Source organism: Paracoccus sp. MBLB3053, from assembly GCF_031822435.1.
Taxonomy (GTDB): domain Bacteria; phylum Pseudomonadota; class Alphaproteobacteria; order Rhodobacterales; family Rhodobacteraceae; genus Paracoccus; species Paracoccus aurantius.
Window position 1 is genome coordinate 188237 of record NZ_JAVQLW010000005.1, and the last position, 24713, is coordinate 212949.

At 60.8% G+C, this 24713-nt stretch carries 16 protein-coding genes and 3 pseudogenes; 13 read left to right on the forward strand and 6 right to left on the reverse strand.

What is annotated here, in order from left to right; genetic code table 11:
- Window positions 1-24: 24 nt before the first annotated feature.
- Both RGQ15_RS21080 and brnQ read left to right on the forward strand, forming a co-directional pair.
- A pseudogene (locus RGQ15_RS21080) lies at window positions 25-660 on the forward strand (DeoR/GlpR family DNA-binding transcription regulator); the annotation flags it as partial.
- 484 nt (window positions 661-1144) lie between these two features.
- Entirely contained in the window at window positions 1145-2524 is a 1380-nt protein-coding gene (brnQ, locus tag RGQ15_RS21085) for a branched-chain amino acid transport system II carrier protein (protein ID WP_311162846.1), read from the forward strand.
- Between the two features lie 70 nt (window positions 2525-2594).
- On the opposite strand, the gene RGQ15_RS21090 is transcribed toward brnQ, so the two are convergent.
- Window positions 2595-3077, reverse strand: coding sequence for a CYTH domain-containing protein (locus RGQ15_RS21090; protein ID WP_311162847.1), 483 nt, complete (start codon window positions 3075-3077; stop codon window positions 2595-2597).
- A gap of 572 nt (window positions 3078-3649) precedes the next feature.
- On the opposite strand from RGQ15_RS21090, the gene galE reads away from it, so the two are divergent.
- From galE to RGQ15_RS21105, 3 genes are read left to right on the forward strand one after another with little or no spacing between them, the layout of a single operon-like run.
- A complete protein-coding gene (gene galE / locus RGQ15_RS21095; protein ID WP_311162990.1) occupies window positions 3650-4660 on the forward strand; it encodes a UDP-glucose 4-epimerase GalE in 1011 nt (336 codons plus the stop codon).
- Window positions 4657-5778 carry a glycosyltransferase gene (locus tag RGQ15_RS21100; protein WP_311162848.1) on the forward strand — a complete coding sequence of 374 codons (1122 nt, stop codon included), beginning with the start codon at window positions 4657-4659 and terminating at the stop codon, window positions 5776-5778. The genes galE and RGQ15_RS21100 overlap by 4 nt, the downstream gene beginning before the upstream one ends.
- Window positions 5775-7532: an ABC transporter ATP-binding protein gene (locus RGQ15_RS21105; protein ID WP_311162850.1), complete on the forward strand. Its 1758-nt coding sequence runs from the start codon at window positions 5775-5777 to the stop codon at window positions 7530-7532. The genes RGQ15_RS21100 and RGQ15_RS21105 overlap by 4 nt, the downstream gene beginning before the upstream one ends.
- Here RGQ15_RS21105 and RGQ15_RS21110 read toward each other — a convergent pair.
- On the reverse strand, window positions 7511-8626 hold the full coding sequence (locus RGQ15_RS21110; protein WP_311162852.1) for a glycosyltransferase family 2 protein: 1116 nt from the start codon (window positions 8624-8626) through the stop codon (window positions 7511-7513). The two genes, RGQ15_RS21105 and RGQ15_RS21110, sit on opposite strands and share 22 nt — an antisense overlap.
- A complete protein-coding gene (locus RGQ15_RS21115) occupies window positions 8623-9000 on the reverse strand; it encodes a hypothetical protein (RefSeq protein ID WP_311162854.1) in 378 nt (125 codons plus the stop codon). Before RGQ15_RS21115 ends, RGQ15_RS21110 begins: the two co-directional genes overlap by 4 nt.
- A 37-nt stretch (window positions 9001-9037) precedes the next feature.
- Here RGQ15_RS21115 and RGQ15_RS21120 point away from each other — a divergent pair, with 37 nt between their 5' ends.
- From RGQ15_RS21120 to RGQ15_RS21130, 3 genes are read left to right on the forward strand one after another with little or no spacing between them, the layout of a single operon-like run.
- On the forward strand, window positions 9038-9685 hold the full coding sequence (locus RGQ15_RS21120; protein ID WP_311162855.1) for a class I SAM-dependent methyltransferase: 648 nt from the start codon (window positions 9038-9040) through the stop codon (window positions 9683-9685).
- Window positions 9682-10728, forward strand: coding sequence for a polysaccharide deacetylase family protein (locus tag RGQ15_RS21125; protein ID WP_311162856.1), 1047 nt, complete (start codon window positions 9682-9684; stop codon window positions 10726-10728). Before RGQ15_RS21120 ends, RGQ15_RS21125 begins: the two co-directional genes overlap by 4 nt.
- 42 nt (window positions 10729-10770) lie before the next feature.
- Window positions 10771-12264: a hypothetical protein gene (locus RGQ15_RS21130; protein ID WP_311162858.1), complete on the forward strand. Its 1494-nt coding sequence runs from the start codon at window positions 10771-10773 to the stop codon at window positions 12262-12264.
- Here the strand turns inward: RGQ15_RS21130 and RGQ15_RS21135 are convergent.
- The 3 genes from RGQ15_RS21135 to RGQ15_RS21145 all read right to left on the reverse strand — a co-directional run bounded on the left by RGQ15_RS21135 (window position 12161) and on the right by RGQ15_RS21145 (window position 17264).
- Window positions 12161-13735: an NAD(P)/FAD-dependent oxidoreductase gene (locus tag RGQ15_RS21135; RefSeq protein WP_311162859.1), complete on the reverse strand. Its 1575-nt coding sequence runs from the start codon at window positions 13733-13735 to the stop codon at window positions 12161-12163. The genes RGQ15_RS21130 and RGQ15_RS21135 overlap by 104 nt on opposite strands.
- Entirely contained in the window at window positions 13732-14922 is a 1191-nt protein-coding gene (locus tag RGQ15_RS21140) for a glycosyltransferase family 2 protein (RefSeq protein WP_311162860.1), read from the reverse strand. Before RGQ15_RS21140 ends, RGQ15_RS21135 begins: the two co-directional genes overlap by 4 nt.
- 623 nt (window positions 14923-15545) lie before the next feature.
- A complete protein-coding gene (locus RGQ15_RS21145; protein ID WP_311162861.1) occupies window positions 15546-17264 on the reverse strand; it encodes a glycosyltransferase family 61 protein in 1719 nt (572 codons plus the stop codon).
- Window positions 17265-17686: 422 nt separating this feature from the next.
- On the opposite strand from RGQ15_RS21145, the pseudogene RGQ15_RS21150 reads away from it, so the two are divergent.
- From RGQ15_RS21150 to RGQ15_RS21170, 5 genes and pseudogenes are all read left to right on the forward strand, one after another.
- Window positions 17687-18692, forward strand: a pseudogene (locus tag RGQ15_RS21150) (IS30 family transposase).
- A 317-nt stretch (window positions 18693-19009) separates the two neighbouring features.
- Window positions 19010-19126: pseudogene (locus tag RGQ15_RS22460) on the forward strand (IS30 family transposase); the annotation flags it as partial.
- Between the two features lie 585 nt (window positions 19127-19711).
- Complete coding sequence (locus RGQ15_RS21160) at window positions 19712-21382, forward strand: ABC transporter ATP-binding protein/permease (protein ID WP_311162863.1); 1671 nt, start codon at window positions 19712-19714, stop codon at window positions 21380-21382.
- The gene (locus tag RGQ15_RS21165; RefSeq protein ID WP_311162864.1) at window positions 21379-22986 is read left to right on the forward strand and encodes an amino acid ABC transporter ATP-binding/permease protein; all 1608 of its coding nucleotides are present in this window, start codon (window positions 21379-21381) and stop codon (window positions 22984-22986) included. The genes RGQ15_RS21160 and RGQ15_RS21165 overlap by 4 nt, the downstream gene beginning before the upstream one ends.
- Window positions 22987-23098: 112 nt before the next feature.
- On the forward strand, window positions 23099-24712 hold the full coding sequence (locus RGQ15_RS21170; protein WP_311162865.1) for a cytochrome ubiquinol oxidase subunit I: 1614 nt from the start codon (window positions 23099-23101) through the stop codon (window positions 24710-24712).
- Window position 24713: the final 1 nt, after the last annotated feature.

Below are 24713 nucleotides of genomic sequence, written 5' to 3' on the forward strand. Positions count from 1 at the left end.
TCGAAAAACATCTTTCGAACGAAAATGCGCCAATCAGAGATTTCCCGCCGTCGCGATCTGATCGTGAACCTTCTGTCGTCCTACGGAGAGTTGTCGGCCGGCTCCTTGGCGGACATGCTGAAAGTGACGGTGCAGACGGTTCGTGCCGATCTCCGCGCCCTAGATGAAGGCGGGCTCGTCCGACGGCGCCACGGGGTCGCGAACCTTGCCACGCCGACCGAAAACCTGAGCTATCAGCCCCGGCTCGCGGTGTCCCGCGCCGAAAAGGACCGGATCGGCGCAGCGGTTGCCGAGCTCATCCCCGCCGGAGCAAGCGTGGCAATGGGGACCGGTACGACAGTCGAGGCATGCGCCCGAGCACTCGCCCGCCACGAGGGGTTGACCGTGTTCACCAACAATATCCACGCCGTGCTTGCCTTGCGCGCGGCGCCAGGGATCAGCCTGTCCCTGGCGGGCGGGGTCGTCCGGCTGCGCGATCTGGATTTCGTCGGCGCGGAAAGCACCGAGTTCTTTTCACGCATCAAGCCGGATCATGCGATCTACAGCCTGGGTGGCGTGGCCGAAAACGGCCAGTTGCTTGACTTCAACATGGACGAGATTCGGGCTCGACGGGCGATTCACGATTGCGCGCGCAACCGGATCATCGTCATCGATCACACCAAGATCGGAAGGCTGGCGCATTACTCGCAGGGCTTGCTGTGGGATGCCGAGACGATCGTCTGCAGCGGCGCATTGCCCGAGCTGACAGCCGAGCGGCTGCGCGCCGAGGGCCGAAGCCTGATCTGCGTCTGACGGGCTCGGCGCCGTTCTGGTAGCGGGAGGCGTCGGGCCGACCGGCCGCCGCCGCAACGGTCGTAAGCGGAATTTCCGTGGGGTCACATCGCAGGATTTGCCGAAATGGGGTTCAATTCTGCGAATGATGGCCCTATCTGCGCCACGACCGCCGCATTTTGTCTGTTGCAGGCCTGGGCTGGTGATTTGCCCCATATAGACCGACCCGCAGCAGGATCAGCGCGACGGATCGCTGCATATCGCGGCAAGCCACGGGAAAGATCGATCTGCGCACCTGTCGTGCCATGCCGCCTCTGCGCGGGATGATGATCCCTTTCGAAATTGAACCTGACGCGGAAGAGCGGATCGGAACATGGTAACCTCATCTGTGACCCAGCGACGGGTCTTTCGGGATTCACTGATCGTCGGCTTCGCGATGTTCGCGGTCTTTTTCGGCGCGGGGAACCTGATCTTTCCGCCTCAGATCGGAATTCTGGCCGGGTCGGGCTGGTTTGAGGCGCTGCAGGGCCTGCTCGTGACCGGCATGCTGCTGCCTGTCCTGACGGTCGTGGCCCTGGGGCTAGGCGGCGGAACGGTCGAGCGCCTGACCACGCCGATCGCGCCCTGGTTCGGTTCGGCCCTTCTGGTCGTCACATTGATTGTGCTTGCCTGGATGATCGCTGTCCCCAGAACGGCCAGCGTCGCCTATGAGACAGGTTTCCGCACCCTTGCCCCCGCACTGGACGGCGGGGTCTGGATGTGGGTGTTCATTCCGCTTTTCTTCGTCATCTCGACCAGCTTTGCGCTGGACCGCTCGCGCGTCATCGACAGGATCGGGCGGTTCCTTACTCCGCTTCTGCTTGCTTTGCTGGGCATCATCGTCATCTGGTCCATCGTCGCGCCTCTGGGAGTGCCTGCCGACACCGGCGAGTTGGCGCCGTTCCGCCTGGGTCTCATAACCGGTTACCAGACGGGGGATGTATTCGGCGGACTCATGTTCGGGGTCATCTTCATCGAAGCCATTCGCGAACGTGGCTATACAGAAGGGACAGGCTACCGCTCGGTCCTGATAGGGTCCGGAATCGTGACCTTCATGGGGCTGCTTTTTGTCTATGGGGGGCTGGAATATCTGGGCGCGACAGGCAGCGGCCTGTTCGGCGCCGATGTGGCGCAATCCGAACTTCTGACCCATCTGGTCGGGGCCTTGGCCGGGACCTTTGGCGCAAATGCCCTGGCGGTTGCCGTCCTGCTGGCCTGCCTTACGACCGCGGTGGGGATTACCGCCGTCCTTGGGGAATATATCGTGAAATGGTCCGGCTCGCGGATCAGCTACCGGACAGCGGTTCTGACCGTTTCGCTAACCTGCATGCTGCAGGCTTTCGGCGGCGTGGACTACATTGTCGCGCTGGCCGAACCGATCTTTCAGCTGCTCTATCCGGTCGGGATCAGCATCGTGCTTCTTGGGTTGCTGTCGCGCCTGTTCTCGAATGATGGAGTCTGGAAAGGCGCTACGCTGGCTGCAATGCTCATGGGGGGTGTCGATTTCGCCTTCGCGCTCTCGGCCAGGCTTGGTCTGGCACTGCCCGACAGTCTGAAGGAAGCCTATGGCATGATCCCGCTATCCTCGCTTGGCTTTGCCTGGCTGCTGCCCACCGTCGCCGGAGGGCTGCTTGGCGGGCTGATCTGGCGTTTCGCAGGCATGGGTGATCGCCGTGCAAGCGCGGCTGATGCCGTGACGGAAAGGGCGGGATAGCCATCCGCGTCATTGCCCCCCTGAAGATTCCATTCATTTGCATCGCGCGGGGCGGCGGTCGTCAGCTGTTCTAGCCCGTCCTGGTGAAGACCCCGTTGCGACGGGCCGCGGCCAGGTTCACCTTGCGATATTCCTGAAGACCAGTGACTTCGCGCCCCACCCAGGAAGGGATCGGGAAGTCGTGGTCCACTTCGGGAAGTTCGATCTCGGCTATGATGATCCCCGCGAGCAGGCCGCGATAGACGTCGACCGTCCAGACCATGTCACCCGCTTTAACGTGGTGACGGGTTTTTTCGACCAGCTCGTCGCCGCAGAGCTTGTCGAGCATTTCCTGCGCATCGGACATGGGAATAGGATATTCGAACTCGTCTCGGACGATACCGTCGCGCGCGCCCTTGACGGTAAGTAGCGCGCGATCATCCTGGATTCTCACGCGAAGCTTGCGGCCGTCATTCGCAAGGATCAGACCGTCGCGAAGTTCCTGACTGTACAGGACCATGTCTTTCCAGCCGTCCGTGGCGACAAGGAATTTGCGCTCGATTTCTCGGGCCATGAGCTACTCCGGCAGGGTGGGGTCGTCATTCTTCGGATAAGCGAGCCGGGACGGATATTAAACTCGCGAAATTGCCTTGCATAGCAGCCATGTGTTCGCACGGAACAGGGAATGGCGAAAGCCTGCTTTCCGGGCGGCTCTGGATGGCGCAGGGGGCGCTATTGCGGATCATGTCGTAGAGGGGCTTTGTCCGCCGCGCCACAGAAAAGCCAACTCCGACCCGAAGAGGACGCGCTGATTGCGGTCATGCTGCAGAAGAACCGGCGATTTGCTTTCAAATTGTGCTGTACTTTGCCCGACATTGAGACAGTTTCGATGGCAATCAATCGCTTGTGGATATGCACGGGTGGAACCACCACCGCATGGGGTATGCCGTCGAATTGGGACATGCACCGTATCAGCGCAGAATGCCATCGATCCGCTTCGCTGACCGCAGATCAAGCTATCGCGTCAGTCTTGGAAATTCGAACAGCAAAGCGATCACGATGGCCTGTTCATATGTCCGCAATAACGGCATGCTTGGACTAAGCCGAGTTTACACAGAAATGGCACACCTTCTTCTGGGCGAAGAAATGATTGCAGGACAAGCAAGCAGACGCGCATTCATTTCCGGCGTCGCAGGTTACATCGGAAGCCATGCTGCCTTGTGTTTCTTGGACGCAGGTTGGCAAGTGATCGGCATAGACGACTTGTCGACCGGGCATGTCGGGTGCGTTCCGATGGGTGTCGTCTTTCATCAGTCTGGAGTGAGCGACCCCGAAACGGCGGCGCTTCTCGCGCAGAGCCCACCCGATGTGGTGCTGCATTTTGCCGCCAAGACCAGCATAGACGAATCGATTGCCGCGCCGGGCAGCTATTACGAAACCAATACCGGGCAGGCGGCGCGGTTCTTCGAGGCGGCTGCGCGCGCGGGGGTTGCGAACATCGTCCATTCCTCGACGGCGGCGGTCTATGGCGAGGCCGGTGACCAGCCGGTAGATGAAGGTTTCCGGCTGCGACCGGCATCCCCCTATGGCCGCTCGAAACTGGCCGCCGAATGGGCACTTTCCGATACCTGTCGCGCGACCGGCATGCGGCATGTCATCCTGCGCTATTTCAATGTCGCTGGTGCCGATCCGCTTTGCCGCTCGGGGCCGCGAGGCGGCGCGCAGCACCTGATCAAGGTCGTGGCCGAAGCGGCAGTCGGGCTGCGCGATAGGGTCCGGATCAACGGCACCGATTACGCGACCCCCGATGGCACCGCGATCCGGGACTATGTCCATGTATCGGATCTTGTCCGCGCGCATCTTTCGGCGGCCGAATACTTGCTGGCCGGAGGGGGCAGCGTGACGCTGAATTGTGGCTGCGGACGGGGCTATTCCGTGCGCGAGGTGATCGATGCCACTCTGGCTCTGGATCTGCATCGCTTCGCGGTCACGGATGCCGCACGGCGACCCGGCGACGTCGCCCGGATCGTCGCAAACTCCTCGCGCATGATGGACTTGCTGAACTGGACGCCGAGCCACGACCGGCTCGAGACGATTCTTGAGACCTCGGTCGCCTGGGAACAGGCGATGTTGAACCGGGCTCGAGCAGCGTCTTGAAATCTTCCGGGCCCCTGGTCTCGGTGGTGGTGCCGGCATTCAATGCCGAGGCGACGCTTGCGAGGACACTCGCCAGCGTCCTGCGCCAGAGCCATCAAACGCTCGAGTTGCTGGTGGTCGATGACGGCTCGACAGATCGCACGGCGCAGATCGCCGCCGATCTGGCGCAGGCTGATCCACGGCTGCGCGTCATCCGCAAGGAGAACGGCGGAGTGGCAAGCGCCCGGAATGCGGCGCTTGCAGAAGCGCGGGGGAACTATATCGCCTGGCTCGATGCCGACGACCTGTGGCATCCTGACAAGCTTGCCCGTCAGCTTGCCTGCCTTGCTGCTTCAGGCGAGCTGCCTGCCTTCGTCTATTCCGGCTATCGGATGATCGATGCAGATGACGTCATCATACCTGCACATCGGCCCCTGAGCGACCTGAGTGGTGACACGCTTTGCCTGCAAATGGCCACAAATTTTTTCAGCAATGTCAGCAGTGTTCTAACCAGAACGTCGTTTGTTCGCGCTTTGGGGGGGCACGACATCCGGTTGCGGGGATGGGGGGTCGAGGGGGCCGAGGACCTGCTGATGCAATTGCGGTTGATGCGCTTCGGTCCTGCGCTATGTTGCCGAGAAGCGCTGGTGGGCTACCGGATGCATCAGGCGAACATGTCACGAGCATACAGTCGTGCTGCGGCCTCGAATCTGAGGGTGCTCCGGATGGTCGCGCGGGAATACCCTGCCGTGCCGGCCTGGGTGCGTGACCTTGCCTGCGCCCGCGTCGTGGGATTCGTTCCGCTGATCGCCCTTGCCGGCAGCCCGATCGCGGCGCTGCGGCTGTTTCTTGAGCTGATGCAGGGACAGCCCGCGGCGACCGCGGCGATGGGGCTGCGTGTGCTCATGCACGGTTTGCGTCACGGCCGCGGGGCAGGCGGCGCGGTCGACCCCGCCCTTGGCCAGGATTTTGCCAGTGCCGACCCGAGAACCGCAATCTGGGCCGCTCCGATCCTTCTTTCGCCAAGCCATGAACGGCGTCTGCGCGACGCTGACCAGCAAGTTGGGCGCGCCCTGCGCCGCCATGTCCTCTCCGATGTGAGTGTGCCAAAAGGGATCGAGAGGAGACGGCACCCGTGACCTCGACCATTCCTCCCGAGCCCGTCGATAAGGGGTCAACGCTTCGGGCGACATACGAACTGTCGAAAGTCTTCGGTCGTCAACGCTGGTTGGTCGTTCTTGTGATCATGCTGGGGACAGCCGTCGCGCTCGCCGAAACGCTAAGCGTCGGACTTGCCGTCATGCTGCTTTTTGCGATCCTGGATCAGGGCGGGCAAATCCTGGCGGCGGGCGGGGTCCTCGCCCTCCTTTACACCCGCCTTGTCGCAATTGTCGGGACAAGCCCGCCACTGATCGGTGCCGCCTTCTTTGGCCTGATCCTGTGCCAGGCAGCGCTGAGCTATGCCAATGAGGCGCTGCTGGGCGTCACGCTGAACCGGCTTGCCGAGCGGATGCGCGACGTCCTGCACGCACGTCTTGTGACGACACCCTATCGGGTCATCCAGAAGCGCGACCCGGCAGCACTCATGCACAGCCTTGGTACCGAGACCTGGAATGTCAGCGATGCCTACCTCAGCGTCGCACGGATGGCGGTCGATCTATGCGCAATGACGGTGTTTGCCGCAGGCATGGTGATGCTGTCCTGGAAGGTCGCTGTGATCGCGGTCGCGGGCGGAATCGTGTCGCTTGGCCTGCTGCGTCGGGTCATGCGCCCTGCCGAGCGGCTGAGCAAAGCCACGCTTAGCGCGCATCACAGCATGGCCCATCGGATGCTCGTCAGCCTGACCGGGATGCGGACTTTGCGTGTCTTCGCGCGGGAGGAGGATCTGCTGCACCGCTTTGGCGAGGCTTCGCGCAACTTGCGCGCGGCGGCGGCACGAATGGAACTGCTTCGCGCGCTTTCGGGCCCACTCAGCCAGGTTCTGGGGGCGGGTATTCTGATCCTCGTCGCCCTCAGCGCCACTTGGATGAATGTTGACCCGGCTCTGGTGATCGCCGAAGCATTGCTGCTGCTGCGGTTGCAGCCTTATCTTACGGATTTCCTGGCAAACCGTGTCGCGCTGCAGGCCTCATCTGCCGCGATCCGCGAGATGAATGCCGCGCTCGGCACATTTACCACCATGCCCGAAACAGGCAGCGCTGACTGGCCAGATCGTGGACCGGGCGGAGAAATCCGTTTCGAAAACGTGACGTTCAGCCATACTGAGACGGGCTTGGCGGAATTGCGCGATCTGAATTTCTCAATTCCCCTCGATGGCTGCACGCTCATCGATGGGCCAAGCGGATCGGGAAAGACCACCGTGCTCAACCTTCTGCTGCGCCTCTATCAACCCGATGCCGGCCGAATAACGGTGAAGGGCGTCGACCTTCTTTCATTGTCGAGGGAGCTCTGGCTGCGTCGGATGAGTGTGGCGGGGCAGGATGTGGAACTGATCGAAGGAACAGTGGGCGAAAATATTCGATTTGGCCGACCCGACGCCCCTTCCGAACGGATGAGCGAGATCTGCGAAGCAGTCGAGATCCTTGACGTCATCGAGGCACTGCCCCAAGGCTTCGACACGCCGATCGGCGCCGCCGGTTCGAGCCTTTCTGGCGGGCAGCGGCAACGGCTTGGACTTGCGCGCGCGCTGATCCGTGACCCCGAGATCCTGATCCTGGATGAGTCGATGAGCGCGCTGGAGCCAGAACGCGAGGATCGGATTCATCGCCGGATTCGCGACCTGATGGCCGGGCGAACGCTCATTCTGGTCAGCCATCGGCCCGAAGTGCGGAAATGGGCAGATCGGATCGTCACCCTGCGCGGCACGGAAAATCACCCCTTCGCCGTAGCCTGACCACTGTCTGGCAGTCGGCTGCGGCGCTCCATGACCGCCGGGTTCTCGGTGTAGAGCACATTGAATTCCTGCAGCCCGAACAGCCGACGCAGCCGTTGATAGTTGCGGGGCCTGAATGCCCAGATCACGAATTGCCGAGTTTCGGCGTTCCATTGGTCAACGATGGCATTGGCCGTGTTCTGTCGCGCCCAGGTGCCCGGCTCTTCGAAACGGGTCTGCTCGCCGCGAAGTGCTTGCCAGATCCGGGGATCGTCGACCCCCATCTTTTGGAAATAGCGGTCGAGCCAATCCAGGAAGATGGGGCGGGCCGCCGCGTCGCCGCCGCTTGCAGAGGCCAGGGCGCAGGCTGATGCCTCATGCTGCCGGTAGAAGTCCAGGACTTCGTCGATCGCGATCACCGGGAAGGACAGGAAGATCTTGAAGTAGAAGGCCTGGTCTTCGTAAAGCGTCCGAAAGGAATCCTCGAAACCGCCGATCTGCAGAAGCGGGGCGCGGCGGATCAGCAGGCTGCATATTCCCGGCACGCCGGCCCCATGGCTTTCAAGATATTGGATGACGAGTTCTGGCGGTTGCAGGACCATGCCCGGGGGAACGCCCAGATCATTTCGCAGGTCCATCGATCGCCAGGGCCGGAACCGGGATTGGTTCTTGCGGTTCCAGCTTGACCAGTAAAGGGTAGGGGACATGGACATCGCCACTTCGGGATGCGTCTCCATCACCGCCACATGTCGTTCAAGGCGCTCGGGCAGCCAGATGTCATCGGCGTCAAGCAGCGCGATGTATTCCCCGCGGGCGAGCGCGATCCCGGCATTGCGCGATGCGCTCATGCCGCGGTTCTCGTGCCCCGGATGATCGGTGTAGCGGATCCTGTGCGGCTCGCGGGCGGCGTAGTCCCTGGCGATCTGCGTGGCGCTGTCATCGCTTCCGTCATCGACCAGGATCAACTCCCAGTTTTCATAGCTTTGCGCCCTGACGCTTTCGATTGCCTGGACAATGTGGGTTTCACCATTGAGGAAGATGATGACGCAGGAAACGAGAGGGCCATTGCAGGCTCGCGCGACCGGCCTAATGGCGGGGTGGATCGATTCCGTCATGGGATTTGAATCGTCATCAGCCGAACCCTGAGCGCCCTTGGGCCAATACCCTGCAGGCTATCCAGCACGGTTTTGCCGCGCAATCTCTGATCCGCGAAGATTGGAAAACTGGAAATTCCGATTGCACGAAAACTGAGACGCGCACAAAAATGGATAATTCCTTCGAGCCGGGACATTCCATCGATCCCGACTTGCCGCTTGCCTTGATGTAAACTTCGATTGGGCGACACCTTATTCGGGGCTGGATTGTTGCGAGACAAGATCACTGACGCTGGTCCAAACCAAAGCTTCTCGGCGAAATTGATCGCCTGGGCCGAAAAGACGGCGATGCGACTGCCCGAACCGATCGTCTTCAGGCTGCGGGCGGTGCGCAATGGCCGTCCCTGGGTCACCCGCCCGGGAAAGGTGCGCATGGGGCAGTTGCGCCGCCTTGAGCCGTTCAGCCGGATGTATGGCTGGGATCGCGGCACGCCGGTCGATCGCTATTACATCGAGGCCTTTCTCAAGGAACATTCCGGGCGGATTGCCGGCCGGGTGCTGGAAATTTCGGAAAATACCTATACCTACCGTTTCGGTGGCACGGCGGTGACCAGCAGCGATGTGCTGCATTACGACAACCCCTCGCCACCTGCGACCATCACCGGCGATCTGACCGACGCGCCACATATCCCGTCCGACAGCTTCGACTGTGTCATCATCACGCAGACGCTGATGCTCATCTATGATGTGCCGGCGGCACTCCGCACCATCCACCGGATTCTCAAGCCGGGGGGAACGGTTCTTGTAACCCAGGCAGGGCTGAGCCAGATTGCCGATCCGGAATGGCGCCATACCTGGTATTGGGGCTTCACGCAGGCTTCGTCCCAGCGACTGTTCCAGGATGCCTTTCCCGGTGGCTGGGTTGAGGCGCGTGCCTATGGCAACATGCTTTCAACCATCGCCTTTCTGGCAGGGCTGGGGTTCGAAGAGCTCGACAAGCGTGAACTCGATCATGTCGATCCGGACTACCAGATGCTGATCGGAGTGATCGCGACGAAGGCCGGCGGCCCCCCGGCGTGACGCATTCCCTTCGCGCTTATCTGCGGATCTTGAAATGGAGGCTCGCATTTCGCAGGCTCTTCGCATCGAAACGCGGTGGGCTTATCCTGCTCTATCACCGCGTCCATGATTGCGGGGCCGATCCGTGGAGGATGGCCGTGCGCCCCGAGAGTTTCGACCGGCAGATGGCGGTGCTAGGCCGCCTCGGGCTTGCATCGAACGTCAGCGAGCTTGCAGAGCATCTCGCACAGGATACGCCGGGCGCGCCGCGCATCGCGGTCAGTTTCGATGACGGTTATGTCGACAACAAGGATGCCGCGCTGCCGATCCTTGAACGCTACGGGGTGCCTGCGACCTTCTACATCACCAGCGGCGCAATCGGTCACGCGGACGCATTCTGGTGGGATCGGCTGCACCGGATCTTTCTTGAAGAACCTCGGCTGCCCCGCGACCTTGCGCTGACGTTTGCAGATGGGCGGACCTTTCAGTGGTGCCTGGGTGCCGAGGCCGCGGCGGGGCCGGACCTGCTTGCAGCCTGCAAGGCATGGTCTGCCGATCTCAATGCGCCTTCTGGTCCACGGCAGCGGCTGATGCGCACGCTTTGGGAAATGCTGGAACCGCTCGAAGCTGCCGAGCGTCAGCCGATCCTGCAGGAACTTGACCGCTGGTCTGGAACTGCGCCACCGGCCGATGAGCGACCGATGACCAAGGCGGAACTGCGCGAATTCGCGCGATCGCCACTGGTCGAGATCGGGGGACATACCCGCAATCACGTTGACCTGGGCAGAGTTGCGCCCGAGGTCGCGACCCGCGAAATTGCCGAAGACCGCCAGGCACTGCGGGATCTGACCGGGCAGGATCTGCGCAGTTTCGCGCTGCCCTTCGGCAGGATGGGCCGGGATACACGCGACTTGATCCTAAAGGCGGGCTACAGCTCGGCGACGACCAGCAGGTCCGGCCGCTGTGAGCCGGGGAGTGATCTCATGCAATTGCCTCGGCTTCAGGTCGAAGAGATGCCGATCTGGATGTTCGAGTCGCTTATAAGTGCCGTTGCAGGGCGTTGAGTCGGGCGCGATGCCGCGGACATGCTGAACGGAGGATCGAGGATGAAACATGGCGCGGCAGGGTTTTCGACAGGTCCGGTCCTGGCCGAGTGCCGGTTGCGCATGGTTTATATCATCATCGGCGCAATGCTCTTGTGCTGGCCGCCCATCGCGACCGGGGATGTCTTCATCTTCTCGGATACGAAAAGCTTTCTAAAGGGGGGTGAGGTCATCCCCCGAATGATCCTGGACAGGCTGGACGCGCTTTCCTTTGTTCACAAACATGATGTCCCCGCAGTCCAGGGCGACGGCCCCTTTGAACTTGCCGAGGATGCAGAGGATGGCGCGCCGAAATTCGTGCGCTCCTTTATCTATTCGCTCGTTGCGTATGGATCGGTGACGATTGGCGGACCGATCGCGCTGTCGTTTTTGCAGGCGGTGCTCGTCATGACGATGGTGCTGCAGGTCGTTGACCGCGAAGTCCTGGCGCGCCCCGCCTTCATGCTGGTGGGGGGCGTCGTTCTGGCGCTTACCAGCTCTGTCGCGATCTATACGTCGCTGCTTCTGCCGGACATCCTTGCGGCGTTGATCGTTCTGCATGCGATTGTTGTTGCGGTGCATTTCGATCGGATGGGGCGATGGTCGAGGATCATCAGCACGGCGCTTGCCTGCTTCGCGGTCGCGTCTCACTACGGAAACCCGCCGCTTGCAATGGCCCTTTACGGGGCGACAGCAATCTATCTGTGCATCCGGCGGCGACTGGCTTGGGTCAGGGTTCTGGCACTGGTGCTGCCGGTGCTTTTCTCGCCGGTCGCGAACCTTGCCGCAAGCAATGCAGCGCTTGAGACGACAAGCGTTTCGCCGCTGCGCCTGCCGATCCTGTTGGCCCGCTCGATCGGAGATGGACCGGGGCTGTGGTATCTGCAAGAGGTCTGTCCCGAGGCCGATCTGGCCTTCTGCCGGCTGTTTGGCGGCCATATTCCCGAGAACATGTATGACATGCTTTGGGGGGACGAGGGGATCCGGAGCCTGACAGAGCAGGAGATGCAGGAAATCCGGGACGAGGAGTTCAAGATTCTCTTCCTCGTCTTTCGCGCCTATCCGATCGCCCAGTTCGAAGCCATCTTCGGAAACGCCATTCGGCAAATCTTCATGGTGGGTACTACCGATCTTGAAGTGGCCGACCATCTGGATGCAGGCTTCGATTCGGTCGAGGCGGGAAACGAGGCGGGTGTGCAGCTCCTGCGGTTCTACGATCGGTTCTTGCCGTTCACCACCCTGTTTTCGCTTCTGTTGCTTGCCTCGCTTGTTGTGCTGCGCCGCAAGAGAGAAGGGGCCGACCGAGACTTCGCCGAGACGCTTGCCCTGCTTGTGGCCGGCCTGGTGATGAACGCCCTGATTTTCGGAGGGCTTTCTGCACCCGTTGATCGCTACCAGACACGGATCGTCTGGCTTATCGAACTGTTCGCGCTGTTGGAACTTGCCCGTCTTTTCCTTTGGCCCAGCCAGGAGCCGGAAAGGATTGAGACCCGAGGGCCGACCCCGGATCAGGCCTGAGCGGGGCGGCCGCGGGGCCATCCGGCTCAGCCGCTGCCGGCTTGGCCACCTCGAACTCTTCGTGATACGATCGCTCCACGTTCACGTTCCAAAGGTCGTGATTGGCACCGCGGATGTTCTCGACCGCATACATCGCCGAAAGCATCGAGTGGTCCTGGTTGTTGTAACGATGAAGGCCATTGCGCCCGACGGTCTGGAAGTTCTCGAGCTGCGAAAGCCACGGTCGGATCACGGATAGGGCCTTTTGGTACTCGTTGTCGTAAACGGGATATGCCTTTGGCTGGCGGATCACCGCCCCCTTGATCACCGTATTCGCCTTTGCCAGGCCAAGCTGTTCCAGTTCGGACGCAGCTAGTGCGCGCAGTTCGTCGTCCGGCATGGCCCAGAGCCCGTCACCCTTCTGGCAGAAATACTCCATGCCGATCGAACTGGTGTGCTGGTCTGGAACCATGTCGCGTGACCAGGCGCGGAAGTTCTGGATGCGGCCCACTTTCACATCCGTATGCACATAGATCCAGTTATCCGGGAACGGATCGGGATGATCGAGGATGAGCGTCACGATAAGGAAGTCGCGGTAGCGCAGTTTCTCGGCGGCTGCGCAGACCTCGGGTGGCGGCGGCGGATCAATTCTCCTGATCAACGTGCGCAGATCGAGCGAACTGATGACATGAGATGCCGCAGCCCAGGTGATCGGCGCATCGGGCCCGGCATGTCTCGGGCGGGTGCCGATTTCAGTGATGCGCATGCCATCGCGCCGCAACTTGACCACCTCGGTGCCAAGCTGCAATTCACCTCCCGCTTTGGTGACCTGCTGAGCGGTTTCCTCCCACATCTGGCCGGGGCCGAGCCGCGGATAGTCGAATTCCTCGATCAGTGAGCGGCTCTTGTTGCGCCCGCCGAACGAGGTCGTGATTGCCCGCCACAGCGACAGGTTCTGGATACGCTGTGCCGCCCAATCGGCGCGAATTTCCTGTGGCTGTGTTCCCCACACCTTCAGCGTGTAGCTGTGGAAGAAGTGCATGTAGAGCCTGCCGCCAAACCGGTTGATGACCCATTGCGTAAAGGTGTCTTCGCGGGGCGATGGCCGGACCCGCCATTTCAACAGGCTCAGCAATATCCGGATCGTTTCGTAGGGCCCGATGTTGCGCAGAGCATTCAGCGGCTTGAGAGGGTAGTCGAAGAATTTCCCGCGATAGTGGATGCGGCTCTGGCGCTGCACCCGGATCATTTCCTTGCCAAGGACCTCGCGCCACATCGCTTCGATTTCGGGTATCTTGGTGAAGAACCGGTGCCCGCCGATGTCGAAGCGATATCCGTCGAGGCATTCTGTTCGTGACAGCCCGCCCACGATGTGCTGGGCCTCGAATATCACTGGCCGATAGCGTCCGTCTTGCTTCTGCAGGCAATAAGCTGCAGTCAATCCGGCCGGACCTGCGCCAAGAATCGCAACCGTGTGATGATCTTGCGTCACGATCGCATCCTTTCTGACTGCGAGATTGCACCAGCATCTTGCCCCGAATGCTCATCCTGTCTCATCCGAACAGCCTTGAAGCGGTCGCCTCGATGCAGCAGACGAAGATCGACGAGACACCAAAGATAGGCACCGCTCGCGTAGAGGTAGTAGAATTGATGGTAGAGCATCCCCCCTATTGCGACAGGCAGGCCGCCATGGCGTAGCAGGAACAGCCCAAGCCTGACGTTGAAGAGGAGAGAGGCACCAATCGCTGCAAACGCAAGATAGGCTGGCACCTGCGCGAACACGGCCCCAAGCAGCAAAAGCAGCGACAGCACCGCGAAACCGGCGCGAAAGCGCTCTGCCGAACCCACGTTCAATTCGCCTGCGGGGCCTTCTTCGGCAATGAGCAGGCGTGCCCAGGGGATGGCGCGGTCAAAGATGTCGAGGCGCAGCGACATCGCCATCCGCCAAGCCTTGAGGTGCTTGCCAGTCAGTTGCGGCTCGATCTCGATCCGGTGCCCTGCCTGCGAGATCCTGTAGCCAAGTTCGATATCCTCGATCATTGCGCGCGGGTATCGCAGGGCATCGAAGCCGCCAAGTTCCTGCAGCACTGAGCGGCGGACGACGCCGCAGCCGCTCCAGAAGCTATGCACCTCGCGAGGCGCCCGCAGGTGATAGTAGCGGTGCATCAGGTTCTTGTAGCGGGAAAACCAATGCGGATCGGCCGGATCATCGTCATAGCAGCCAAAGATCGCGCCAAGCGTGGGCTCGGCAAAGGCGCGCCGGATCAGGTCTGGCCCGCCTTCGTTGATCACGACGTCGCTGTCGACGAACCAGACCAGGTCGCCGCTGACCCAAGGCAGCGCATGGTTACGGGCCGCAGCAGGACCAGAGTTTCGTTCGAGCCGCAAGACATTGGCACCGAGACTGCCAGCAACCAGGGCCGTCATGTCGGAAGAGCCGTCATCGACGACAAAGACTTCAAGCACTTCTCCCGACGCAACCAGCGCCATCAGGGGGGACAAAGAATGAGGTAGCATGGTGGCAGCCTGATAGGCCGGCATGACAACGCTGATCGTGAGAGGGTGTCGGAGTTCTTCGGCAACAGCGCATCGTGGATCGCATTCGTCGGTCGTAACGGATGCGATCTCGGGATCGTTGGCGGAGCGGCCATGGTCCCCGGTACCGATCAAATCGCTCATGGCTCGCCTCATTTCGAAATGGCAACCGGCATCCCGCTCGGCCTGGGATCGCCCGATCGGGATCGCATCCACGGGTCGTGGATTCAACCATTAGATAAGTGATTCCCAAATGCACCCTGACTATAAGGGCATGATTTCTGGTTGTTCCGGAAGGCCGATTTGCGCGGATCGATTGATCGGCCATGGGCAAGAAAGATTTCTTATAGAAGTTTCAGCAGGTTGATCATGTCTGCTACGAAGTTCACTCCCTTGGGCGCCCAAAAAAGTTGAAAGGCGCTTCGGCCCGGTTTCAACCGTATCTTGTATTCTGCGTCCGGGAATTCTTCCCTGCGCGAGGCACTCACTGCCTGAAGATTGCTCAGACCTGGCTTGACGCCTCTGACGGTCGCGGAACTGATGCGGCCGGTGCCATGGCGAGAAACGTGAAATACAATCTGGAAAGGTCCGGCATCTCGGTCCGGCGGGTGGTGAAGAACGCTCGCGCGAGACGAAAGTACCCCGAAATGAGGCTTCGGGCATTAACCCCTTTCACGCTTCCACGAAACTCCAGGTTCCCTCAGAACTTCGCGTCAGAGCGCCGCCAACTTCAGGTGAAAACCGCCCGACGAGTTCCGCTGCCCCGGTTAATTCCGCAGTATGCTGATCTTTGCGTCCTTCTCGGCGATCTGACCATCGGGAATGTCCTCTGTCGGCCAACCCCGCTCCTTGAAGAGCTTGACATACTCAGCCTCACTGAACCGGCGTAGATGCTTCCGGGCCTCTTCAAAGCCCTCTCGGTCATTCAGCAAACTTGCAAGGTCGAGAATTCGCTTTTGCAACGGAACGCGCCGTGGCGCGAGAACCAATGCTCGTCTCAGCGGCGCCAGAGACTCATCTTTCATTTTCATGTCGTTCAGGCAGTTCGCAAGCCAAACATGGGTGTCCGGGATGTGATATATTTTATCGGCATCCTTCGACAGAAGATGATGAAGGGCCGAAAAATCGCGCGTTTCGTTTATCTCGGAACATTTCAAGCGTATGCTTTCCGATTGCTCCGGATCAAGCAGATGACCAATCCATGACGCAATAACCTTTGCTCTGAAATCATCTATAACCACGCCTCTATGTCCGTCTCTGGATATGTTCGGAACAATAGTGGCGTCGTCAAAGTCATGATCCAGGAAAACGTGGCAATAATGAACGCCAGAAGCAATGGCGAGCGGGTTGAAATCACCAAATCTCTTGCGGAGCGTCTGAAGATTGGAAAGCTCGATCACTCGGCAGCCGGGATCGGCGAAAAGCATGTTGGTCATGCCGGCTCCATGGATGCTGACAATCATTTCTGCCTCAGAGACAGTTTGCGCCTGTTCACGGATCGACAGGTCCTCGAAGCTGATGCACTCAAATCCCAGCCGCGAGAGCTTTGAGATAAGAATTTCCTCACCGACGACCCTTCTGACTCGGCTCGATTTCCTTGTCACATAGAGACGGCGTTTTTCGTTCGTCGATGGCGCAAGCGCTTGCCGCACGGTTTCACGCAGGTTCAGCAATGGCGCTTCGCAGCTGTTATTGGCTACGGTTCCAAAATTCTCCGGCGAAGCTCGGCGCGGCACTCTCGCTCCGACATCTTCGATTGGCGACATGACCTGCCGCCGCGTCTGAAAATAGAGATGCATCGTGTTGAAGGGAATGAGGGCTCTATCATAATCAGGGCGGTCATTTCCGATGCGAAATTCAATTCTATCGTAAATTGAGGGAAACCATGTCTTGCAGAGCTCATGGACGAAGGTGGATATTTTCGAGCCTACGCCACAAAAAACCACTTTCCCCTGAAGATCATATTGTTGATACAGGGTAAGGTTTGGCAATGCTTCTTTTACAAAGTGATAGTAATTGAAGAAGTTCTTCGCCTCGATCACAAGATCAAGATCTTTCCATTCACCCTGATACACTTCAGGGGCTTTCGTATTGCTGAAGGAAAGCTCTGTCAAATGATCTGATATCGCTTCGCTGAGTTCGCGGTTATTCTGGGAAATTCTGGTTCTCAAGCGCGCGCCCGGCGCGGAATTCAGCAGAAACTTCCCGCCGATCGTCATCGTGCCGCGAGAGAAGCTGACGGAATCAGCAACGGCCAGGACCGTAGGGAACGTGGCTGACTTGATCCATGTATCGTTCTTCCACATGGCCCGATAAGTGCTGATGCGATGCTCAATCTCGGGTGAAAGCGAAAGAAAATCAAGTTTGATAGGGGGGATTCGTCCAGTGTCCAAAGACTCGTCGCGAACAAGCCGCAGTCCGTGATCCAGACCCGGAATAAGGATATCTTCTGGGGCGATATTTAGATTGGAGCGATTCTTTGACATGCCATTTCACGAAATCGAAAATATTACAAATTCGAGCCCGGCCCAGCCGATTTTCTCGCGGCAGCGAACTCTTCAGCAACTCAACGCGATCATGCCCCTCGTCGGTCTGCGCGGTCCATTCGTAGTGCCGGAGTTGGGGATGTCAACCGGATGGGACGCAGCCGGTCATTATTGCTTCCCATGGCATGGCAGGTTCCCTGCGAGGTGAAGCTTGCCAGACAAGTTGTATCAACTGTGTGACCTTCCGATGCGTTTCGACAGGGTAGTCGCTAAGGCCGGCCGTTACTTATGCCGAACCTCCTACAGGCGCCCTCATATAAATAACATAATTTTCGTTATCCGCATTTGAGTTTGGAAGGGGGGGATTCACAAACGAAATGCAAAATCTGTATGTTTACAGCCCTTTGCACTGAGATTGATGAATGCCTCGCCACTATCCGCATTTGAGATTGGAAGAACGTCGTAACATTGCCAAATGGCGGGAAGCCAAAATGCCGGTGCCAGAGATCGCCGAGCGACTGGCCCGAGCGCCCTTGACGATCTCCCGGGAACTGAAGCGAAATATGTTCCTGGATAGCGAACTTCCGCAGTTTAGCGGCGACTTTGCCGTGAATGCGCAGAACATCTACGAACGGCGTCGCGCGCGGCGCCGAAAGCTCGTCATCGATCCTGAATTGAAGGTCGAAGACGCGCTCAAGTCCGGTTGGTCGCCCGAGCAGATCGCAGGACGCATGGGCTTGAAGGCCACGAGATCCGCGTCAGCCATGAAACGATCTATCGTTTTTCCTATTCCAAAACGGGCCTCGCGGGAGCCTTTTACCGGCACCTGCCCGAGCATCGCAGGCGTCGTAGGCCGCGCAGCTATCGCCGCTATCAGCGCAGCCACATTCAGGACAGCCAGAGCCTTTCCCACAGGCCCGCGACCGTTTCCGAGCGACAGGAATTCGGGCATTGATGGAATGCGATTTGATGATGTTTCGCCAGGAAAGCGGCAAGGTGCATGTCACCTCTCTGGTCGAAAGGGTCAGCCGTTACACGGTCGTCATGCGTAACGAAGACCGCCACTCCGAGCCGATCATGGAATCTCTGATATCAGGGCTGGCACCCCTGCCCGCCGAGGCGCGCCAATCGATTACGTTTGACCGTGGCACGTAGTTTTCCGCCTGGCGACGGCTGCAGGATGGGATCGGAGCCGAAAGCTGGTTCTGCGACCCGCAAGCGCCGTGGCAGAAAGGAACGGTCGAGAATACCAACCGAAGGCTTCGCAAACACCTGCCCCGCTCGATCGAACCAGCGGCCCTGACAAATCGATCACTGAGGTCGATTTGCCAGCGCCTCAATTCTACGCCCCGAAAATGCCTCGGCTACCGCACACCGGCTGAGGTTTTCGAGAGCAACTTGGTAGCCATAAGAAACAGATTGAAATAAAACGGGAAATGGAAGTTTGCGCTTCGCCGTGAGCCCACAAGAGCCCCGCAACATTGCCAAATGGCGCGAAGGCAAGATGCCGGTGCCGGAGATTGCCGAACGACTGGCCCGAGCGCCCTTGACGATCTCCCGGGAACTGAAGCGAAATATGTTCCTGGATAGCGAACTTCCGCAGTTTAGCGGCGACTTTGCCGCGAATGTGCAGAACATGTACGAACGCCGTCGCGCGCGGCACCGAAAGCTCGTCATCGATCCTGAATTGAAGGTCGAAGACGCGCTCAAGTCCGGTTGGCCGCCCGAGCAGATCGCGGGACGCATGCGGCTTGTTGATGACGTTCCGCAAGGAAAGCGGCAAGGTGAATGTCGCCTTTCTGGTCGAACGGGTCAGCCGCTACACGGTCGTCATGCGCAATGAAGACCGCCACTCCCCGCCGAGCGTGATCTGAAAGGCATGTCGGTTCTCGAAGAGGTCGGGGCCGGATGAGACGCAGCGCCTCGGCCGAGAACAAGACCATCTGGACCGGTCATGGCATATTCCGGGAACGACCACCGGGCCGAGCTCTGGCGTCACCTTCGCTCAGCCCGCAGGCGGCGCGGCTGAACTTCCGCGCAAGCATCCGCCTCCGAAATTTGCCACGGAACTCGGCATCCTGTTCCGACCCGAAGGGATCTGGGAAGCCGATTTAATCCTGTTCCGGCAGAAATACGGCCTGGCCAATGTCACCACGATGATCGGGCGGACCAGCCGGTTTCTCATCATACCGCAGCCAATGAAAAGCGCAGGAAATCGATCACGGCCCGGATCGCCCGGGTGCTGATGCCCCTGCCCCGGCACGCCATGCCGCTCGGTCCGCTTTGATCGCGTCTTCCGCCCAGCCAAGGGCCGAGATATGCGCAAAGGGTTCACGCTCCGCGACAAACCGGCGCATGCCAGCGGCTCCCAAAGGCAGGTTCCGAGTGCTAGCAATGACCAATAGGCGACCCTGTCGCCGTCGCACGCATCGCGCGGGGGGTGTTTCGTGGCGCTTAAAGCTGCCGTCTCGGGTCGTCGCGGGAAACCGCAACCGGGCGATCGGATTCTAGGCCCGGTCGCCGGCGAGTTGCGCAACGCTGCGTGGCTTTCCATCCTTGCAGGCGTCATCTGGCCCCTCCAGGCCGCCGCGATCGCTTGGGCCATTGCCGGATGGGCCGGTGGACAGCCGCCAATGGACCGCGCCGGAATCGCCGCGCTCGCTTTCGCCATGGGTGGGATTGCGAGGGCGCTTCTTGAAGATCGCGCCGGAGCGATACTCTTTCGTGCCGCGGAAGGCGTGATTTCGCGAGAGCGCGGGCAACTGATCCGGCGCGCGGCCCGTGCCCCGGATGGGATCGGTTCGGCCGAGGTCGCCGCGTTGATCGTCCAGAAATTGCCGCTGCTTGCCCCCTGGATCAGCCGTTACCAGCTCGCGTTGATGCGAACTGCCGTTTTGCCCTTGCTTCTTTTGCTTCTGAGCTTCTGGCACTCGTGGCTGGTGGGGTTGACGCTGCTGATTGCCGGGCCGCTGATCCCAGTCTTCATGGCTCTTGTCGGAATGGCTGCCGAGCAGGAATCCCGCCGACAACTGGCCGAGGTCGGAACGCTGAATGGCATGCTGATGGAGCGGCTCTCGGCGATGCTTGACATTCGCCTGCTGGGCGCTGGCGAACGCATGACCCAGGATTTCCGCCAGCGTGCCGATACGCTGCGGGTTCGCAGCATGGCCGTGCTGAAAATCGCATTCCTTTCTTCGACCGTGCTCGAGCTTTTTTCCGCCCTGGGTGTCGCGATGGTCGCGGTCTTCGTGGGTTTCACGCTGCTGGGAGAAATCGGCTTCGGGTCCTGGGGCACGCCACTGTCACTGGGCGAAGGGGTGTTTCTGTTGCTGATCGCGCCTGAATTTTTTCAGCCCATGCGCGATCTGGCCGCGGCCTGGCATGATCGAGCGACTGGTTTGGCCGTCATTGCCGAACTTGACGAACTCGACAGGGCCGAGCGGGTTGCCTTGCTGGGCCGTGGCGAACCCGGGCAGCCCTTGCCCGGCCCGATCTCGATCAGGGTAGAGGATGCCGTGGCCTTGCTGGGCAAACGCAAGCTTGCTTTGCCCGACATCATTCTTGGCCCAGCCGAGACCCTCGCGCTGACGGGCCCGAGTGGTATCGGCAAGACAACCGCGCTTGCGGCCATCGCGGGCCTCCTGCCTCTTGCAGCCGGAAGGATCGAGGTGAATGGGCGGGTGCTTGACGCCGAGACTGCGGATGATTGGCGTGCGCGCGTCGCCTTCGTCCCGCAAAAGGCGCATTTCTCCGACATGTGCTTGGGGGAATGGCTGGATCTGCGCCGGTCCGGTGCAGATCAATGGCCCGCATTGCGGCTGGTCGAGGCCGATCGGATCGTCACCCGCCTGCCGCGCGGACTTGGGACGCGGCTCGGCGAAACCGGTGGGGGCGTGTCCGGCGGCGAGGCACGCAGGCTGATGCTTGCCCGCGCGGTTCTTTCCGGTGGAGATCTGATTCTCGCGGATGAACCGACCGCCGATCTCGATGCAGAGACTGCCGACAGGATCACCCAGGCCCTGCTGCGTCTTGCGGCCGAGGGGCGCAGCATCATCGTTGCGACCCATGACCATCGCCTGGCTGCCGCGATGGGCCGAACGCTGGAGTTCCGGGGATGATTGCGCTGCTCCGCCTTGCCCGCGCGCTCCTGGCAAACGCTCCCTGGGCCATGGCGCGGGGGGCCGCGCTGTCGGTGCTGGTCCTGCTCATGGGCGCCGGACTGCTCGGCCTGTCGGGCTGGTTCATCACGGCGACGGGCCTTGCCGGTCTTGCGGGCATCGGTATCGCCTTCGATGTATTCCGCCCATCCGCGGGCGTCCGCTTCCTAGCACTCGGCCGAGCCGCAGCACGTTATGGCGAACGCGTCCTGACGCATGATGCCACCTTGCGGGCGCTCGCGGCATTGCGGGTGACGATCCTGCAGCGACACGCCCGGACCGATGCGCGCGCCCTGACCGGGTTGCGCGGCGAAACGGTGCTCACGCGCATCCTGTCGGATGTGGATGCGCTGGACGGGCTTGTCATTCGCCTGATCCTGCCAGCCTTGGCTGGGCTGCTGGCACATCTGGTCGTCTTCGCCCTGCTTTGCTGGCTTGTCGGCACGATCGTCGCGTTGAGCATCCTGGCCGGCTATCTTCCGGCGGCGGTAGCCATCCTGTGGGTGCTTGCACGACGGGGGCTGGCCCCCGCCGATGAGGCAGAGGTCGCGGGGCAGGCGCTACGCCGCGGTGTCATCGACATGATCCGCGACCGCGAGGCGCTGATCCTTGCAGGGCAATTGGGCGCGCAAGAGGAACGGTTGCTCGCGCTTGACCGGCGCGCGCGCGATGCCGCTGCTGCCTTGGACCGGGCCGAGCGACTGGCCGGTCTGATGCTCTCCGGTCTTGTCGCCTTGGTATCGGGGCTTGCGCTTCTTGCCGGAGGCTGGCTGCTCAGCCAGGAAGGCGCTGGCCCTGCCCTCGCGATCATCGGCTTTTTTGTCGCACTCGCGCTTGGCGAGACGATACTCCCCCTGCGGCGCGGTTTCGCCGAGTTGGGCAGGATGGTCGGCGCCGCAAGGCGCATTGCCCCCGAAAATCATGGGGTCGGTCCCGCGGAACCCCAAACGAACCGGGAATTCATGCCGTCAGTGCCGCTGCTTTCAGTCGCCCGACCCGAGCTTGACTTCGTGCTTTCTCCGGGGGAAGCACTTGCGCTGACCGGCCCGTCCGGCGCTGGCAAGACCACTTTGCTGATGCAGATCGCAGGGCTGATCGAGCCCAATGGCATATTGATAAGCGGGCGGAGCCCCGATGACTGGCCAGACGGCCAGTTGCGCGAGATCGTGGCGGCCCTGCCCCAGCGCAGCGCCCTGCTCGCTGGAACCATCCGCGACAATCTGGCGCTGGCAGGTGATCTGGATGACACCGAGTTATGGGCCGCGCTGAAAGCAGTGGATCTTGACGCCGATATCCGCGCGCGGGGCGGTCTCGGCGCAAGGCTCGGCGAGGCGGGGGCCGGGCTCTCGGGCGGGCAGGCACGTCGTCTGGCCTTGGCGCGCTGCCTGCTGCGAAAGCCCGCGATCTTGCTTCTGGACGAACCGACCGAGGGGCTGGACGCGATGACGGCAGATCGTGTCCTCAACGGTGTCCGCAAAGCCCTTCCCTCGGCCGCGATACTTGCTGCTTTGCATCGTGGCCACGATCATCCCATATTCGATCGCCGCGACATCCTGTCCCTTTAACTTTGTGCTAACATCCCCAACGATACTCTCGCGCCACAGCGGCTGAGGATTGGCCCTGCGGCAAGGGTTTCCATGCAAGCGCCTGGAAACACGGCAACCCAGGAGATCGATAATGGAGTTCGGCGTCGTCGAGCTGTCCCGCCTGCAATTCGCGATGACAGCGATGTATCACTTTCTCTTCGTGCCGCTGACGCTGGGTCTGTCGATCCTCGTGGCAATCATGGAAACCGTCTATGTGATGACCGGACGCCCGATCTGGCGGCAGATGACGAAATTCTGGGGCACGCTCTTTGGCATCAACTTCGCCATCGGTGTCGCGACCGGGATCACGATGGAGTTCCAGTTCGGCATGAACTGGAGCTATTACAGCCACTATGTCGGCGACATCTTCGGCGCCCCGCTGGCGATCGAGGGGCTGATGGCCTTCTTCCTCGAGGCGACCTTCGTCGGGCTGTTCTTCTTTGGCTGGGAAAAACTCTCCAAGGTGCAGCACCTTGTCGTCACATGGCTGGTGGCGATCGGCTCGAATTTTTCGGCACTGTGGATCCTGATCGCCAACGGCTGGATGCAGAACCCCGTAGGGGCGACCTTCAACCCGGACACGATGCGCATGGAAATGTCATCGTTCTTTGACGTTCTCTTCAACGAGGTCGCGCAGGCCAAGTTCGTCCACACCGTCAGCGCGGGCTATGTCACCGCCTCGGTCTTCGTCCTTGGCGTCTCGTCCTGGTATCTGCTGAAGGGGCGCCACATCAAGCTGGCCCGGCGTTCGATCACGGTCGCCGCCTCATTCGGTCTCGCCTCGGCGCTTTCGGTCGTCGTTCTGGGGGACGAATCCGGTTACTCCGCCAGCCACACGCAGCGGATGAAACTGGCGGCTATCGAGGCCATGTGGGACACGCATGAGGCCCCTGCCCCTTTCACCGCCTTCGGCTTTCCCGATCAGGAAGCACGCGAAACCCATTACGCCGTTCATATCCCCTGGGCGATGGGCTTGATCGGCACCCGCTCTCTGACCAAGGAAATCCCCGGCATCAACGATCTTGTCGACGAGGCTGAAATCCGGATCCGAAGCGGGATCGTCGCCTATGACGCGCTGATGACCATTCGAGAACAGCGCGATCAGACCCCGGCCGAAGTGCGCCGCACATTCGAGCAGAATTCGGGCAATCTCGGATTTGCCTTCCTGCTCTTGCGTTATCTCGACGATCCGCGGCAAGCCACGCCCGAGCAGATCGCCACGGCGGCCGAAGACACCATTCCCGGCGTTGCCCCGTTGTTCTGGGCCTTCCGCGTCATGGTGGGTCTTGGCTTCGCCTTCATCGCGGTAATGCTCTATTTCTTCTGGCGTTCGTCTTTCTGCGGTCGGACCTACCATCGCTTGGGCTTGCAACTGGCCGTGCTGATCATCCCTGCGCCGTGGATCGCGGCCGAGCTGGGTTGGTTCGTGGCCGAATACGGGCGCCAACCCTGGACCGTGGACGGCGTCCTGCCGACCGCGCTTTCGGTCAGTCATCTCAGCGTCCAGGACCTGCTGCTGACGCTGGCGGGTTTCGTGACCTTTTATACCGTGCTCTTCGTCGTCGAGATGGGCTTGATGCTGAAATACATCCGAAAAGGCCCATTCCAGGATGTCGAGGAAACAGAGGCTTGGGAGGTCCGGCATGAACAGCGCCTGCGCAGCAGCCCTGACGACGGCCAAAGGCCGCTCGCGCCGGCGGAGTAAG

Bases quoted from the DNA above. Each gene is read 5' to 3' on its own strand.
- RGQ15_RS21110 (WP_311162852.1), bottom strand. From the start codon at position 8,626: ATGACGGAATCGATCCACCCCGCCATTAGGCCGGTCGCGCGAGCCTGC.
- RGQ15_RS21130 (WP_311162858.1), top strand. From the start codon at position 10,771: ATGAAACATGGCGCGGCAGGGTTTTCGACAGGTCCGGTCCTGGCCGAG.
- RGQ15_RS21120 (WP_311162855.1), top strand. From the start codon at position 9,038: ATGGGGCAGTTGCGCCGCCTTGAGCCGTTCAGCCGGATGTATGGCTGG.
- RGQ15_RS21090 (WP_311162847.1), bottom strand. From the start codon at position 3,077: ATGGCCCGAGAAATCGAGCGCAAATTCCTTGTCGCCACGGACGGCTGG.
- RGQ15_RS21170 (WP_311162865.1), top strand. From the start codon at position 23,099: ATGGAGTTCGGCGTCGTCGAGCTGTCCCGCCTGCAATTCGCGATGACA.
- RGQ15_RS21145 (WP_311162861.1), bottom strand. From the start codon at position 17,264: ATGTCAAAGAATCGCTCCAATCTAAATATCGCCCCAGAAGATATCCTT.
- brnQ (WP_311162846.1), top strand. From the start codon at position 1,145: ATGGTAACCTCATCTGTGACCCAGCGACGGGTCTTTCGGGATTCACTG.
- RGQ15_RS21140 (WP_311162860.1), bottom strand. From the start codon at position 14,922: ATGAGCGATTTGATCGGTACCGGGGACCATGGCCGCTCCGCCAACGAT.
- galE (WP_311162990.1), top strand. From the start codon at position 3,650: ATGATTGCAGGACAAGCAAGCAGACGCGCATTCATTTCCGGCGTCGCA.
- RGQ15_RS21165 (WP_311162864.1), top strand. From the start codon at position 21,379: ATGATTGCGCTGCTCCGCCTTGCCCGCGCGCTCCTGGCAAACGCTCCC.